Origin of the sequence: Pacificibacter marinus (assembly GCF_018860505.1) — a bacterium.
Classification (GTDB): Bacteria; Pseudomonadota; Alphaproteobacteria; order Rhodobacterales; family Rhodobacteraceae; genus Celeribacter; species Celeribacter marinus_B.
In genome coordinates, this window is record NZ_JAHKPU010000010.1 from 132,869 (window position 1) to 147,729 (window position 14,861).

Consider the following 14,861-nt stretch of genomic DNA (forward strand, 5'->3'; position numbering starts at 1 on the left):
AACCCATCGCAAACTGCATGGAAAAGCCCGCGCTGAGGATCTTCTCGCGCGGGTTTTTTATGTGCTCAAAAAGGGATCACATTTACTTGCATAATCTTGCTTTCATAAGTCTTGCCACGTGTTGATCTAATCCATCGGTTCCAAATTGTGCAGCATCTGTTTCAGCAGCTCTGGTAGGGCGGTATCCGCGCCCTCAGGCGCAGCATCCAAAGCCGCAGCCACGTCTTTTTCCAAAATCGCGACGGTGTTTCCCGCCTCATAGCCTTGGCGGGCAAATTCGATTTGCTCGAAACGCGAGGCGAACCAATTTTGCCCTGTGGCTTTTTCCACCAGCGCCAACAGCTTGCCGTGATCAAGATCGGCATCCGAGGCCCAATCCAAAATCAGCCGCGTCATTACCGTATGCGAAGCACAGAGCAGATTGTTCAACACCTTGGTTTGAATACCATCGCCAAACCCACCCATGCGGTGGATATTGCTGCCCATCGCCTCAAACAAGGGCCAAGCGGTTGCAACGGGTGCATCCTCGCCGCCGACCATAAAGGCCAGTGTGCCTTCTATCGCGCCGACTTGCGCGCCTGACATCGGGGCATCGATCAAATTGATATGCGCAGGAATGCGGTCCCGCAAAGCGCGCACGTATTTCGGTGATAGAGTCGAGGAGACAATGATGGTTTCCAAATCTGTGGCGCGCAGCACAAAGCCTTGGGGGCCGAACAGCACTTCATCGGTCTGAACCGTATCGCGCACAACGGTGATCAGTGTCGTCAGCCCATTTGCAAAAGCATCGGCATCATTGGTCACCGGTAGATTGCCAAATTCACCGGCTGGGCGAATATCAAACCCCACCGCGTCAATCCCACCTTTGCGCATATTGGTCAGCATCCCACTGCCCATACGGCCCACGCCAGCCAGTCCTGTTTTTGTCATGTCTTATCCTCCTGTGGGGAGGATGGCGCTATTGGTTAGGGTTGGGAAGAGGCTTTTTGCAATACCCCTAGTGATCAAACGTACTTTCCGCCACGAACATATTCGCCCAAGCGCGGTCAATCAGGTCCGGCGACATGTGATAGGGGACCCCTTCAAAGTCGCAGATGGCAATCATTTGATCGATCAGGAATATCGGCTGATAGTTGGCAAAAATACTATCAATCTTTGGGTATTTTTCTTTCAGCAAATAGATCAGCGAGGCCTCGTCCAGCGGCATCTTTTTCTTGCGCGCCATCATTGCGAAGATTTTCAAAAAGCCCTCTTGGTCGGGTCCATCGATTTTGATCTTGTAGAAAATCCGCCGCAACGCCGCTTTGTCAAAAATCTCGTTGGGGTGAAAGTTGGTCGAGAAAATCACCAAAGTGTCAAAGGGCACTTCGAATTTTTCACCTGATTGCAGCGCCAGAATATCTTTGTTTTCCTCAAGCGGCACAATCCATCTGTTGATCAGTTTTTGCGGTGGGTCTTCTTGGCGACCAAGGTCGTCGACGATGAAAATGCCGCCGTTGGATTTCAGCTGAAGCGGCGCTTGATAGGTGCGCGCAGTGGGGTTGTAGACCAGATCCAACATGTCGAGTGTCAGCTCGCCGCCGGTGACCACAGTGGGGCGCTGAATACGCACGTAGCGGCGATCAAAACGGTTGGCAGAACGACGCAATTGCGAGGCGTCGTCTTCGGTTTCTTCGCGAATGGTGTGAATGATAGGGTCATAGACTGTGATCACTTGACCATGATAATCGATGGCACGGGGCACATAAATCAAATCGCCCAGAGCATCGCGAATACCGTTCGAGATTGACGACTTACCATTGCCGGGTGGTCCGTACATCAAAATAGAACGCCCTGCGCCGACAGCAGGCCCAAGTTGGTCCAGCAAATCAGGGGGCAAAATCAAATGCCCCATGGCATCGGTCAAAGCCTGCCGCGTGATGCGCATATTGCGCACCGATTGGCGTTTCACTTGTTCGGCGTAGACCTCCATCGGGATCGGCATCGGGCCGTAATATTCGGACTGCGACAAGGCATCCAGCGCGCGCGCTTTGCCCGTCTCGGACAGCCGAAACCCCATTTCAGAGCCTTGCCCCGCAGCCATGGTGCCGGTCGCTTCGACCAAGCCTTGCTCGCGCACCATATCAACCAAGTCTTGCGTGACATTCACCGGCAAACAGATGGTTTTGGATAGGTTCGACACCTGTTCTTGATTGGTGCGAAACATCGTTTTTAACAAGATATCGCGCATCATCACGACGCCAAGTCCCGTGTCGGCAATCGTGCGGGGCAGGGGCGGTGCGACCACATTTGGGGTTACGTCCATATTCATCTGTCTCGTCCTCTTCCGCTGCGCTGTTTTGGCGAATGCTCGCATGGCCCGCGTTATTGGCACAGTGTAGCCAGCCTGACGCGCTACGCCAAGAATTTACCGCGCAATTCTTTGCAAACTATGACGATTGAGCCTAGTCTTTGAAAAAAATGAAACGAGGCAGTGATGAACAAGATTTCCGGCACGCGCTATGGGCTTTTTTTGATGGGTATCATTACTCTGTTGGGGGGCGTCGCCATGGCCAAAGGCGGTCTGTATGTTGACCGCTACGAAGGCGATGTGGCCCATATGTTGGATATATTGCTACGCATCGACGCGGGGCAGGTGCCACATATCGACATTTCTACCCCACTTGGGATCGCGGCCTTTTACCCGATCATACTGTTCAGCGCGCTTGGCCTTGGCCTTGGTCTGAGCTTTATCGCAGGGCAAATTTTGGTCGCGGTGCTGCTTGCGCCAATGGTGCTGCGTGTGGCGGTGTCGCGGTTGGCTGGTTTTGGTGCGTGGCTGTTTGGTTTGATGGTGATGACCATCGTTTTGTCACTGGTGCACGGCGAAGACGTGGCCTCGCAATCTGCTTCGATGTATTACAACCGCTGGGCCTGGGCTATATCCTTTGTCGCGATCATCTTGGCGGCTTTGCCTGCGCATGAGGGGCGCAATCGTCCGCGTGTCGACGGGGTAATCATCGGTGTTCTTTTGGCTGTGTTGGCGTTGTTGAAGCCCACCTATTTCATGGCCTTCGCTTTGCCGATTGCTGCTAGCTTGGCCTTGCGCGGGGCGTGGGTGTCACTGGTGTTTGGGGTGGTGTCGGGCGTGGTCGTGGCGCTTTTGGTGGCACTTGGTTTTGGCTTGGACTTCTATGGAGCCTATATTCATGATCTGTTGTCTGTCGCGCAATCGACCACGCGGTCTGCACCTGGGGCCGAGTTTGTCGAAGTGGTCAACGGGCCGCGTTTTTTGATCGGTACGCTGACCTTATTGCTTAGCATCATCGTGCTGCGCCAAGGCGGGCAGGGGCGTGCGGGATTGGTGCTGCTGTTGCTGGCCCCTGGCTTTGTCTATGTGACCTATCAAAATTTTGGCAATGATCCGAAATGGCTGTTGCTGCTGTGTGTCTATTTGTTGACGTACAGACCTTTGAGTGGCACGCGGGTGATTTTCAACGCGGATGCGCGCAACGCCTGTGCCGCTTTGGCTTTGGTCAGTTTTGCTTTGATCGCGCCCTCGTTCCAAAATATGATCACCAGCCCTTTGCGCCATTTTGGTGAGGATGGGGACGACTATCAGGTGCAGTTGCAAGCCCAGTCCAAAGCGCAAGATGTGTGGATCTACAAAGACCGTACATCCAAAGTGAATGTGAGCCAGTCTTTGGTTGCAAGTGTGCCCGACCTGACCGCTTTTGGGGCGCAAATGGACGAACCTGTGATGTTCTTGGGAGAAGAACTGCCACAGTGCCAATTGCTAACCGGTGAGGTTCCGGTGAACAGCTATATGGCAGACCGTTTGAGCAAAGCACCATTCAACTTTGGCCCGCAGACACAGTTTTTTGTTGCAGATGTGTCGTCAACGATTTGGTTGGAGGGCGGGTTCGCTCCGCTCAAAGGAGGGGCGCCGTGGTATTATTCTGGCACGCCGGGCATCGAAAACGCAGATGCGATCGTGATACCGTTGTGTTCCCTTGTGTCGGAGTTTCAACAGGCGGCACTCACCGCCATTGATCAAGCTGGCCTGACTTTAGGCGCGCCAATCAAGAACGATGTGATGTGGGTCTATCCGATTGAAAAATAATTACATAGTATATTCGGCGCAGTCTTCTCAGGTTGTATGAAATGAGACATCTAAACAAAACACCGCGCAATCGGCGCGGTGTTTTGTGTTTAGGGCAGCGTTGCGCGGGGCTTACAGGCCGAAGGCAACGATTCCAAAATATGTGGTAAAAGCGCCAGCCAGTGCCAGCCCAACGGGGAATTTTTTGTGCCCCCAAGACACCCAAGATTGCGTCGAGTTGCGCACAGCAGGAATGGCACGAAACAGGCGATGGGTGGCAAAAGCGCCGATCAAATAGGCGCAAAATAGGGGCAGCACAAAGCGCGCATCATGTGTTGGAATGAACATCGCCATCGCGGCCGCATATTTTCCGTCACCCGCGCCAACCCCCATAAAGGCATAGGCGAACATGCCAAATAGATACATGACAATGCCATGGGCAAAGCCCCAAAAGTATGTGGGCCAATCGAACAAAAACGGCCCGATCACAACGTAGATAACCACCAAAGCCATCACGAGGGCATTGGGCAATTTCATCCGCGCCAAGTCATTGAACGCGGCCAGAAAGGATAGCGGCGTGGTGACAATCAAAATCCACAAGGCCGCTGTCGTATCAAGGCTGAGCATCAGTTCGTGACGTTGGATTCAAGCGCACGCAAAGATCGCACAGCTGTTTCAAAATGCTGTGGATGGGTATCGATGGCTTCTTTGATCAACCCCTTGCCGATGGTGACATCGCCGGATTTTACCGCAGACAGTCCCAAGGTGTACAAAAGCTGCGCACGCTCGATTTGGGTCATGGTGACGACGGGCAATTCGTATTTGCCTTGAGCGCCGCGTGACAACACAAGATTGTTTTTTGCGGTGAACAAGGCAGGGTCATAGGTGATTGCTTCTGCAAACAACCGCTCAGCCGAGGTGAACTCGCCACGGGTCATTTTGGAATAGCCCCAGTTGTTCAGCACGGACGATGGCTTTGTGGTCAGGCCTACGGCTGTTTCGTAAAAGCTGTCGGCTTTATTCCAGTCTTGATTGCTGTCGGCGATCATCGCTTCCAAACGGTAGCGTTTGTATGTTTCATGCGTTGGCGGAACAAGGTTCAGTTGCGCTTGCGCCTCGTCCCAATCGCCAGCGCGGATCAGCGCGTCAGCGTAATCCACGCGGTCCGTACTGGTGGCGTCCTGGTGTTGGACAACGCCCTTCCACGCTTTTACGCCTGCAGTGTTGTTGCGCGCCCGGATCAGGGATTGGGCCAGTCCGCGCATCAAATCGATACGGTTTGGCTCAGAGGCTAAGGCTCGTGTGAAATAGGACACAGATTCATTGGGATCAGCGGCCGACAACATCACATCATTGAGGTTGTTTTCATCGATCACGTTCACGGATGTTTTCGCCCGCTTTACGTCACCGAAATTCGATTGACCGCAACCGGTCAAGATCATCGCGCCCGAAAGGGTCAGCGAAGTTAAAATCACTTTGCGCATGGTGCCTGCCACCTCTTTTGACTGCCCGTTTCACCAGATATCGGCCTTTTTGCATCCGGTTTGTCCAAAATCACACAGACCGTATGATTGAAGCGCACCGCCGCCGGGTTAGTCCCGAGGTCCGATTAGCGTGCCAAGATCAGGTAATCCCCTGTTCCTCGACGCACCAAGGTAAAATCACTCTCATTTTGAAGAATTGTATCAGGATTTTTCAATTTGGCGAGCGCCAAGCGTAAATTGTCACGAATTTCGGCAGATTGGCCACTATCAAGGGCGAAGGCCGTGCGGAACACGCGCTCTGCTTCGCCGTAATTGCCCTGCTCCATTAAAACAACGCCTAAATTGTTCCACGCAGGCACGAAGGTTTCGTCCGCTTCAACAGCGCGGCGCAGGATTTTCTCAGCTTGGCCCAAACGCCCCAGTTTAAGATTGGCCGACCCGATGGCTGACATAACATCGACATCAAGGCCGCGATCCCCAGCAGCACGCAAGTAAGCACGCAAGGCCAGTTCGTATTCGCCGGATGCCATCAATCTGTGGCCCACGATCAGCCCGTCTACGGAGGCGGCATTTGTTTTGATGCCTGTTGGCGCATAGACACCACTCTCTTTGAGCGGGGCCAATGCGTTGGGATCATGACAGCCAGTCAAGGCGGCAAAGGTCAAGCACGCCAAGACAACCCGACGCAGTACCAGCTTTGGGGAAGACGGATCATGGCGTGGATACATGTCTTTCGGGCCTTTACTTTAAAAACGTATAAGGGGCGCACAACATCCGTCCCTATAGGTCATATCGTAAAGGCTTAGAACCCTTGCAACAAGGTGAAGATGTCATAAACAGATGGGCCGATCAAAATGATCAATAGCGGGGGCACGGTCAACATCATGGTCGCCAAGGTCATCTTTGTCGGCAAAGTGTTGGCCTTTTCCTCAGCAAGCATCACCCGTTTGTCGCGCATCTCACTCGCGTAAATCCGCAAAGCATCGGCAATAGAGGTCCCAAAGGACTGAGATTGAATCAGCACGGTCACGAATGAGGCCACATCGGCCACGCCCGCGCGTTCAGACATATCGCGCAACACGTTGATCTTGTCCTTACCGGCTTTGATCTCATAGCTGACGATTTCAAACTCATCGGCCAAGGCGGGAAAACCCGAACGAATTTCACGTGCCACACGGACGATGGATTGATCCAGCGATTGGCCCGCTTCCACACAGACCAGCATCAAATCAAGCGCGTCTGGAAAACCGTTGGTGATTTCTTCTTTGCGGGCTTCGACGCGGCGTGTAACCCAGTATTTGGGCGCCATATAGCCGATGCCAGCAGGGATCAGCACAGTCATAACCATAGACTGGGTTGTGACCTCAGCGTTGCCGCTTTTGATCACAGCTAAAATCACCCCGATGGCCAACAGACCCATGCCCAAAGCAAGCTGCGCAAAGTTATACATGCGCACGGCGTTTTTACCGCGATAGCCCGCTTGGATCAGTTTCAACTGGACGGCAGAATATTCTTCTTCGTCTTGTGGCTCTAGGAAATCTGCGTATTTCTCAAGCTTGTCTTTCTTTTGGGCCTGACGCAGCTTTGTTGTTTTGCCGTTTTTGCTCTTTGCCGTTTGGGCGTTGCCACGCACCTGCGCGCGCAAACGATCCAGCGGATCATCGCGTTTTTTCAACAGGGCAGGGGCGGCAAATAGCATCAAAACGATGCCAAGCACGCCCATGATGATCACCGGACCAAAGGGGCCAAGCTGTTCGCCAAAAATAGCTGTGAAAAACTCTAACATGATGTGTCCTTTCCCTACCTAGACTTTGATGTCGACGAGGGAGCGCATGATGAAAACATTGGCGACCAGAAAGCCAGCAACCACAAGGCAAGCGGGAATAAACGCGGCGGTGTGTTTCACGGTGTCGTAGTAATCGGGTTTACCAACCAAGATGACCAACAAACATCCAAGCGGAAACAGGGACAGAAACATACCGGACCATTTTGATTCAGCCGTGATCGCTTTCACGCGGCGAAACAGTTTGAACCTTGAACGAATAACCTTGGACAGGCCCTCCAAAACTTCGGCCAGGTTACCACCTGATTGCTGTTGGATCGCGACGGCCACGGCCAAAAAGCGCATGTCTTGCATATCAAGCCGTTCGGCCATGTCTTTCAACGCCTCGCCCACATCACGCCCGTAAGCGGATTCATCAGCGATCACGCCCATCTCGGTGCCAAGCGGATCAGGGACCTCTTTGGATACGATGGTCAAAGCACTGGAAAACGGGTGGCCCACACGCAAGGACCGCACCATCAATTCAACGGCTTCTGGCAGCTGCTCTTCGATCATCGACATCCGTTTTTTGGCTTTGTTGTTGATCCACACAAATACGGCTGTGACCCCCATGCCCAAAGCGATGCCCGCGCGTAATGGGGCTGATGTTGCGGTGCCAATCGTCAAACCAACAAAAGAAATCATTGCCAAAAGTGCCATAATTCCAATCAGTTGAACCGGTGAAAAGGCGATGTTCGCTTTCTGCGCTTTCTCTGCCAGAATGGAATAGAGTGGCACTTGGCGTGATTTTAGGTGCTGACCCATTTCTTTGCGCAGCTGGTTGAGCACCTCTTCGCGGTTGCCCCCCTTTTCCAGCATTTCAAAGCGGCGGTTCACGCGGCTGTTGAGCGAAATGGATTTGCCGAACACCGTCAGATAAATGCCTTCGACCAGCAAAAGCACGGCAATAAAGACGACGATATAGATGATAAGATCAGTTGAAATGGCCATAGCGGTTCGTGTCCTTACTGCGGTTTCGTGGGTTCGAACAATGATGGTGGCAAATCATAGCCCCACATTTTGAACCGCTCGGAAAAGTGGCTGCGCACGCCGGTCGCTGTGAAGTGACCGATGATTTTATTGTCAGGAGTCAGGCCAGTGCGTTGGTAGCGAAAGACTTCTTGCATCGAAATGACGTCGCCTTCCATGCCAGTGACTTCTGTGATCGAGACCATGCGACGCGACCCGTCTTGCAAACGCGAGGCCTGCACAATCAGGTTCACCGCACTTGAAATCTGGCTGCGCACCGCTTTGAGGGGCATTTCGATCCCGGCCATGGCGACCATGTTTTCCAGACGAGACACACCATCGCGCGCCGAGTTGGCGTGAATTGTGGTCATTGATCCGTCGTGACCGGTGTTCATCGCTTGCAGCATGTCGATCACCTCTTCGCCGCGGGTTTCCCCCACGATGATGCGGTCAGGACGCATCCGCAAAGCGTTGCGCAAACAATCGCGCTGGGTCACAGCGCCTTTGCCCTCAACGTTGGCGGGACGGGATTCCATCCGGCCCACATGAGTCTGTTGCAGTTGAAGCTCGGCCGTGTCCTCAATGGTTAGGATACGCTCGTCATCGGCGATGAAAGATGACAGCGCATTGAGCGTGGTTGTTTTACCAGAGCCCGTACCCCCCGATACGATGACGTTCAGACGCGTGGACACGGCAGCTTGCAAATAGGCAGCCATTTCTTCGGTGAAAGCCCCAAAATTGACCAGATCGTCAATCGCCAGCTTTTCTTTTTTAAATTTACGAATGGACACCAAAGACCCATCCACCGCAACTGGCGGCACCATGGCGTTGAAGCGTGAGCCATCGGCGAGACGTGCATCGACGTAAGGGTTGGATTCATCGACGCGGCGCCCAACGGCGGACACGATTTTATCGATGATACGCAACAGGTGTTTTTCGTTTTTGAACGTCACATCCGACAGCATCAATTTACCGTCGCGTTCCACGAATATCTGGTTCGGACCGTTGACCAGAATATCGTTCACAGTGTCGTCTTTGAGCAGGGTTTCAAGCGGCCCCAAGCCTTTGACTTCATCGTATAAATCTTGGTTCAAGACCATCCGCTCGTCGCGGTTGAGAACCATACCTTCCTCATTGAGGAATTCGGTGGTAATGGCGGCAATCTCTAGCTTTAACTCTTTTTCCGGCGCACTTTCCAGCGCGGCCAAGTTCAAGTCTTCCAGCAAGCGTTGGTGCATCGACACTTTGATGTCGGAAATGCGTTCCTTGCGTTTGCGGTCTTTTTCCTCAGGCACGATCACTTCTGTGCGCTGAATGTCACGACGCTGTACCGTCGCTTTTGGCTTGGGTGCAGGGGCAGCAGCTTGGGGAGCTTTGGACGCAGGCGCGTCTGAGGCTGGCGCAGCTTTGACGGCGCGCGCTTGTTTTGTGTCTGTCTTTTTGTATCTCGAAAACATGTAATTCCCCTAAACCTGAATCCCCTCACGAGGTCTTATTGTGCTGCTGCGCTCATTGCTTCGCTTTGGCGTACGTGTATCGATGCGGCGAGCTTTTGGATCTCTTTGCACAGCGGGTTTTTACCTGCGTCGATCGCCAGAGGTAGCCCTTGGTCATTCGATTGCAGCACGGCTTTGCCGCCATCTGGAAGTTGCACCTCGATGGCGATTTCCAAACTTTCCGACATGCGTTTGATCCGTGATTTTGCTGATAGGTCCATGCCTTTGGGGGCGCGGTTCAACAAAAAGCGATACTTTTCAAACGGCAGGTCTTCGGCCCGCAAGGCGGATCTGAGACGTAATATGTTTTGCGCAGACCGCATATCCAGCTCGAAAGGCGCAAAGATGATGTCGGCTTGGTTCAAAATCACTTCTGACCACGTTACAAAGGTCGATGGCATGTCGATGATCACATAATCAAAATGATGACGCGCCATTTCCATGATGCGTTCCAAATCCTCTGACTCGATGAAATCAAGTGGCAGCAAATCCGTTGGTGCTGTGAGGACCGAAATTGAATCGTTGAAGTTGGTCAGGGCTGATTTGAACGCTTCGTCATCCATATGTTCTGTCGAGGACAAGAGCTCATAAACCGCTTCGCGGCGCGGTAAATCAAGATAGGTCGAAACCGACCCGAATTGCAGGTTCAAATCCATCAACAACACACGCGGCTGTGGTTCGGCTTTCTCAACGTGGGCAAGTTCCCAGGCCAAATTCACCGCCAAAGTCGTCGCCCCTGCGCCGCCCGAAACGGATTGAACCGGCAAGACCACACCATTGGCAGAGCGTTTTTTGGGCGCACCTTGTTCGATGAAATCCGCAGCCTGCACCTTGCGCGGTGCGTCAAGGCGCGCGATGGCCTCTGACAATGCGTTTTCGGGCAAAGGGTAGGGGATAAAGTCTTCGGCGCCAAGCTGCAATAAATGGTGCAGTGCCATTGGGCTGACTGCATCTGCAATCAAAATGACCTTAACATTCTGCGCCTTAGCTGACTTGATCAAATCCGCAACGATGGCAAGCATACCTTCGTCTTCTTTATCAATGGCGACGGCGACAAATTTTAATGCGCCTGATTCAGGTTGCCGGAAAAACTGCCGCGCATCCTCAAAATTAAGATCGCCCCAGGATTCTCCCAGTTCGGTCTCCATGTCTTCGACCAACAGGTCGAAATTCTGAACATCGCGTGAGATTGTACACGCAACCAATTGGTCTTGTTCAGTATGCAATGCAGTTTCACTCGTCATTGCCGCGTCCTTTTCACCTTGGAGCGCCAAAGCCAAAAAGGTTTGCTTGCATAACAAAGCCCGCCCCTTGGTCCTTGGCGCATGTCGCCCGACTCACTGTCGAACGAATTGCTCCTATTAGGCTTAAGGTGACGGGCAATGTGGGCAACAATAGGGCCGAAATAGCATAATAATACGCTATTTCGGGACGGTTTCTATTCGGCGATCTGAGAAACGCCATATTCTACAAGAGCAGAGGGCGCTGTCGCACTTTCAATATATTCGCGGTGAATGATGTCGGCGTAACGGCTGTCCATGATAAGTGGAGCACTCTGAACAAAGCCGGACACTTCGGTCACAGTGCGACGATTGCGGCGCTCTGGTGCTTGTGTGGCGACCAAAGGCTGTGTTTCGCCCTCAGAAATAACCGCTTCGACGCGTGATCTTGAGATCCCGTGACGTATCATTTCATTCACAACAGCACGGGCGCGACGCATCCCAAGCGCTTTGTTGGAGGCATCAGAGCCAACCAAATCGGTGTGACCAAAGACGCGGAAGCGCACTTCGGGGAATTGCGCGATATATGCGGCTTGTCGTTTGATCGTTTCGCGGGCAGGTCCATCCAAGATCGCAGAATTGAATTCAAAGTTCACTGTGGTGTCAACTTCGGCCGCAAAACGTTCATTCATGCTGATAGCGTAAGACAATTCACCGTTTTGAATCAGTGTATTGTGCATCGTCGCATTGCCAAATGTGCCATTGTCCAAATATCCGCCAGCCTCTTGTGTCCAAGACGCAAAGACAGGAGAGTCAGAGCAAGCAGAGAGAGCTAAAAGACTTGTCGCAGCCAGGGTCATTTTGATATTTGCGCGCATGATCTTACTCCATCACATAGCCGTAAGAACCAGAAAAGTCTTGCTTGGCGACTTCAGCCGCAGCACCTGTTTTCGGGCGCTCAGTGCCGCCATAAGTTTTACCAAATAAGAACAATTCAGATTCCGTTGGAATTTTCACGCGATCTGTTGGCAAGGCCAAAGCCAGACCATTGGTCGGTGTGACCAGATGCGGCGTAACGATGATCACAAGTTCGGATTGGTCACGCGAGTAATCGGTTGACCGGAACAGGGCGCCCAATACGGGGATGTCACCCAACCATGGCACTTGGCCGGCAAGATCTTGGAAATCGTCTTGCAACAAGCCCGCGATGGCAAAGCTTTCGCCGTCACGCATTTCCACAGTTGTCGATGTTTCTCGACGTGTGAACGAGCTGACCGAAAATCCCTCGAGGTTGTAGTTCACGGTTGTGTCGATGCCAGACACAGCGGCTTTCAGTTCCAAGTTGATCTGATCGCCGTTCACAACGCGCGGGGTAAAGTCGAGTTCAACACCGAAAGGTTTGTACTGAATGGTGATGCCGTTTTCGCCGGCAACAGGAATAGGGTATTCGCCACCCGCAAGGAATTTGGCTTGCTGGCCTGACAGAGCTGTCAGGTTGGGTTCGGCGAGTGTGCGTACGATGCCTTTGTTTTCCATCGCTTCGAGCAAGACAGCAATCTCGGTGCCGCCAATCGATGCCCCAAGTTTCAACGCGCCCAATGAGTCATCTTTTGCGGTGAGCGCAGTGGTCACCCCGTTGTCGTCGCTTAGAAAACTACCGGTTTCAGAGCCGGTCCAGTTGCCGTTTGTTCCGACATTGCCCGCGAAAGCCAAAGAGCCAGACAGGTTTTTCGAAACTGAGCGCGACATTTCTGCAAAGCGCACTTTCAACATCACTTGTTGGGTGCCGCCGATGTTCAGCAAGTTGGATACACGATCCGGCGCATAACGATTGGCCAGTTCAACCGCGCGTTCCATCGAGGTGACCGATTTGACCACGCCTGACAAAACAATGCCATCATTGGCCGTGCGCACTTCGATCGCCTCATTGGGCATGATCTGGCGCAAGCGTTCTTTGAATTCTGAAATATCTGGCGTGACCTGAATTTGGACGTTGGTGATCAAAGATCCGTCCGGTGCCAAAAGCGTCATTGTTGTTAGACCAGGAGAGCGCCCAAGCACATAAATTGACCTGTCGGACAATGTCGAAATATCTGCGATCTCGGCGTTGGCCACCGAAATTTCCGCAAAGGGTTCGTCACTTTCGACGACCACAGCACGGTTCATCGGGACGTTCAGAGCGCCAGAAGGCGATCCTGTCATAACCCGAAGTTTATCTGCAAATGCCACCTGTGGCACCATGTTCGCAACGGCGCACCCCAATAGGGCTGCCTTAAGTATACTCATCATTTTCATGTGACCTGCCTCTGAAATGATCACGCCTCTAGGATTGGGTTCTAACGACCCGATTGCGGGTACCATGGCCGAAAAGCGGTTTGTTTGCAAGAATCAATCGCTTGGCAGGCTTTGGTGATGTGGACAAGTCACAGGTTGCCTCTAGGTCATGACTGGGTTTTGCCGACAAGTCATTGAAAAAGGCGGCACCTTTTACTGAATGCCGCCTGTTTGAAATTTTGCGATGCGTCGCCTCATGCGTGGTGCTGTGACGTTTTTCTGTGCTTTATTGGCTACAGGGGATCGGCATTTCGATGATCTCTGCCCCTTTGCGCGTCCGGACCGTGCAGATGCGTTCTTCGGGGGCGGCGACAATTTGTGCCGCAGCTTCGATCCCCAGCAATGTCTTTTGGTCGATCTCAACGCCACCGATCACTGTATCGTCGTCGCGGCCAACAAGGGACAAGGATAAGCGACCAGAGGATTGCGCCTGCGCCAATGCGGCAACCTGTTGCGGTGTGATTTCTACGGTCACAGTGCGTGCGATGGTGGGCGAGGACCGCTCACCGTCGGCCATTTGGTCAATCGCCACAAGCGGCACAGAGGATTCGATCAATTTGGTGACTTCACCGTTTTTCTGACCTGGCAGATTACCCGTCCAATAGACGTCAACTTTATCGCCTGGGCGCAAGAAACCAGACACACCTGTCGACACATCGACGCGAATGGCGAAGGCGCGCATACCTTTGCTCAGTCGCGCGGCCACGCCGGCATCGGCACCGGGTTCTGTGACCTTGATGCCCAAGAGCGGCTCCATTGGTTCAATCGCACGCAGGGCAATCCGAGGCACATCGGCGCCTTGTGGGAATAATTCGTCTTCGGTGCGAAACACACCTTCGGGCATGAAGTCTACTGGCCATTTCGCCAGCGTCACGGCCTCTGGTAGAATGGGATCACCGTAAGCAACTTTCGCTGTCACGATGTAAATCTCTTCCGTTTTCACGATATTCTGGCGCAACGCTTTTTCGCGAGCCAAGTCCGCTTGATAGGTCGAGAGGTAACCTTTCGTTATGTGAACAGCAAAGCCCGCGAGGGCCATCCCAACCACCAAAACCAATCCAAATATAATACGCATCTTCACATCCTCTTGCCTCTGACCCTTGATTTGGGCCTTCTGCTCACTGTTCGAAAATGACTGTTGAATGTGGCGAATTCGTGGTTTTCGCGCGTCAATAGCTGGGATTTTGCGCTTATCCGTAACAAAGCGCTGTCTTGCGTTTATTGTCTTCGTGGCGCGTGCAGACTGAAGTATGATCTGCTCTTTGACGCTTTGCGCCAAAACGGAAAAGACCGCACCCAAGAGGCGCGGTCTAAAGAGCATTTATGCTCAAATGTGCTTATTCAACAACTGTGCGGCTTGCGAGGTTTGAAGAGATCTTGCTACCCAGATCTTTTGTACCGCTGGATACAGTTGCGAGAACTGCAACACCGAGGCCCACGATGGCTGAGGTCAAA

13 protein-coding genes are annotated in these 14,861 nt (G+C 52.8%); 1 reads left to right on the plus strand and 12 read right to left on the minus strand.

All coding sequences use genetic code 11. From position 1 onward, the window contains the following. Positions 1-126: 126 nt before the first annotated feature. On the minus strand, positions 127-930 hold the full coding sequence (locus tag KO503_RS02115; protein ID WP_215989942.1) for an NAD(P)-dependent oxidoreductase: 804 nt from the start codon (positions 928-930) through the stop codon (positions 127-129). Positions 931-997: 67 nt separating this feature from the next. Continuing rightward, positions 998-2,311, minus strand: coding sequence for an ATPase (locus KO503_RS02120; protein ID WP_215989943.1), 1,314 nt, complete (start codon positions 2,309-2,311; stop codon positions 998-1,000). A 165-nt stretch (positions 2,312-2,476) separates the two neighbouring features. On the opposite strand from KO503_RS02120, the gene KO503_RS02125 reads away from it, so the two are divergent. Beyond that, positions 2,477-4,102, plus strand: a complete 1,626-nt coding sequence (locus KO503_RS02125; RefSeq protein ID WP_215989944.1) for a hypothetical protein — start codon at positions 2,477-2,479, stop codon at positions 4,100-4,102. A 111-nt stretch (positions 4,103-4,213) separates the two neighbouring features. On the opposite strand, the gene KO503_RS02130 is transcribed toward KO503_RS02125, so the two are convergent. The 10 genes from KO503_RS02130 to cpaB form a co-directional block, all read right to left on the minus strand. Then, the gene (locus KO503_RS02130) at positions 4,214-4,708 is read right to left on the minus strand and encodes a prepilin peptidase (RefSeq protein WP_215989945.1); all 495 of its coding nucleotides are present in this window, start codon (positions 4,706-4,708) and stop codon (positions 4,214-4,216) included. Then, positions 4,708-5,565, minus strand: coding sequence for a tetratricopeptide repeat protein (locus tag KO503_RS02135; protein WP_215989946.1), 858 nt, complete (start codon positions 5,563-5,565; stop codon positions 4,708-4,710). The genes KO503_RS02130 and KO503_RS02135 overlap by 1 nt, the downstream gene beginning before the upstream one ends. Positions 5,566-5,690: 125 nt before the next feature. Continuing rightward, positions 5,691-6,293, minus strand: a complete 603-nt coding sequence (locus KO503_RS02140; RefSeq protein ID WP_215989947.1) for a tetratricopeptide repeat protein — start codon at positions 6,291-6,293, stop codon at positions 5,691-5,693. 74 nt (positions 6,294-6,367) lie between these two features. After that, positions 6,368-7,351, minus strand: a complete 984-nt coding sequence (locus KO503_RS02145; protein ID WP_215989948.1) for a type II secretion system F family protein — start codon at positions 7,349-7,351, stop codon at positions 6,368-6,370. Positions 7,352-7,369: 18 nt separating this feature from the next. Further along, entirely contained in the window at positions 7,370-8,338 is a 969-nt protein-coding gene (locus tag KO503_RS02150) for a type II secretion system F family protein (protein WP_215989949.1), read from the minus strand. Positions 8,339-8,352: 14 nt separating this feature from the next. Next, on the minus strand, positions 8,353-9,813 hold the full coding sequence (locus KO503_RS02155) for a CpaF family protein (RefSeq protein WP_215989950.1): 1,461 nt from the start codon (positions 9,811-9,813) through the stop codon (positions 8,353-8,355). A gap of 35 nt (positions 9,814-9,848) precedes the next feature. Beyond that, positions 9,849-11,096 (minus strand): AAA family ATPase, encoded by a 1,248-nt coding sequence (locus KO503_RS02160; protein WP_215989951.1) that lies wholly within the window; start codon positions 11,094-11,096, stop codon positions 9,849-9,851. Between the two features lie 194 nt (positions 11,097-11,290). Continuing rightward, on the minus strand, positions 11,291-11,950 hold the full coding sequence (locus KO503_RS02165; RefSeq protein ID WP_215989952.1) for an OmpA family protein: 660 nt from the start codon (positions 11,948-11,950) through the stop codon (positions 11,291-11,293). 4 nt (positions 11,951-11,954) lie between these two features. Beyond that, a complete protein-coding gene (locus KO503_RS02170; RefSeq protein ID WP_215989953.1) occupies positions 11,955-13,367 on the minus strand; it encodes a type II and III secretion system protein family protein in 1,413 nt (470 codons plus the stop codon). A gap of 265 nt (positions 13,368-13,632) precedes the next feature. Continuing rightward, positions 13,633-14,481, minus strand: a complete 849-nt coding sequence (gene cpaB / locus KO503_RS02175; RefSeq protein ID WP_215989954.1) for a Flp pilus assembly protein CpaB — start codon at positions 14,479-14,481, stop codon at positions 13,633-13,635. Positions 14,482-14,861 lie beyond the last annotated feature (380 nt).

What these genes read in the sequence shown, in the direction of transcription:
- KO503_RS02145 (WP_215989948.1), bottom strand. Translation starts at nt 7,351, where the DNA reads ATGTTAGAGTTTTTCACAGCTATTTTTGGCGAACAGCTTGGCCCCTTT.
- KO503_RS02140 (WP_215989947.1), bottom strand. Translation starts at nt 6,293, where the DNA reads ATGTATCCACGCCATGATCCGTCTTCCCCAAAGCTGGTACTGCGTCGG.
- KO503_RS02130 (WP_215989945.1), bottom strand. Translation starts at nt 4,708, where the DNA reads ATGCTCAGCCTTGATACGACAGCGGCCTTGTGGATTTTGATTGTCACC.
- KO503_RS02150 (WP_215989949.1), bottom strand. Translation starts at nt 8,338, where the DNA reads ATGGCCATTTCAACTGATCTTATCATCTATATCGTCGTCTTTATTGCC.
- KO503_RS02125 (WP_215989944.1), top strand. Translation starts at nt 2,477, where the DNA reads ATGAACAAGATTTCCGGCACGCGCTATGGGCTTTTTTTGATGGGTATC.
- KO503_RS02165 (WP_215989952.1), bottom strand. Translation starts at nt 11,950, where the DNA reads ATGCGCGCAAATATCAAAATGACCCTGGCTGCGACAAGTCTTTTAGCT.
- KO503_RS02160 (WP_215989951.1), bottom strand. Translation starts at nt 11,096, where the DNA reads ATGACGAGTGAAACTGCATTGCATACTGAACAAGACCAATTGGTTGCG.
- KO503_RS02115 (WP_215989942.1), bottom strand. Translation starts at nt 930, where the DNA reads ATGACAAAAACAGGACTGGCTGGCGTGGGCCGTATGGGCAGTGGGATG.
- KO503_RS02170 (WP_215989953.1), bottom strand. Translation starts at nt 13,367, where the DNA reads ATGAAAATGATGAGTATACTTAAGGCAGCCCTATTGGGGTGCGCCGTT.
- cpaB (WP_215989954.1), bottom strand. Translation starts at nt 14,481, where the DNA reads ATGCGTATTATATTTGGATTGGTTTTGGTGGTTGGGATGGCCCTCGCG.
- KO503_RS02155 (WP_215989950.1), bottom strand. Translation starts at nt 9,813, where the DNA reads ATGTTTTCGAGATACAAAAAGACAGACACAAAACAAGCGCGCGCCGTC.
- KO503_RS02120 (WP_215989943.1), bottom strand. Translation starts at nt 2,311, where the DNA reads ATGAATATGGACGTAACCCCAAATGTGGTCGCACCGCCCCTGCCCCGC.
- KO503_RS02135 (WP_215989946.1), bottom strand. Translation starts at nt 5,565, where the DNA reads ATGCGCAAAGTGATTTTAACTTCGCTGACCCTTTCGGGCGCGATGATC.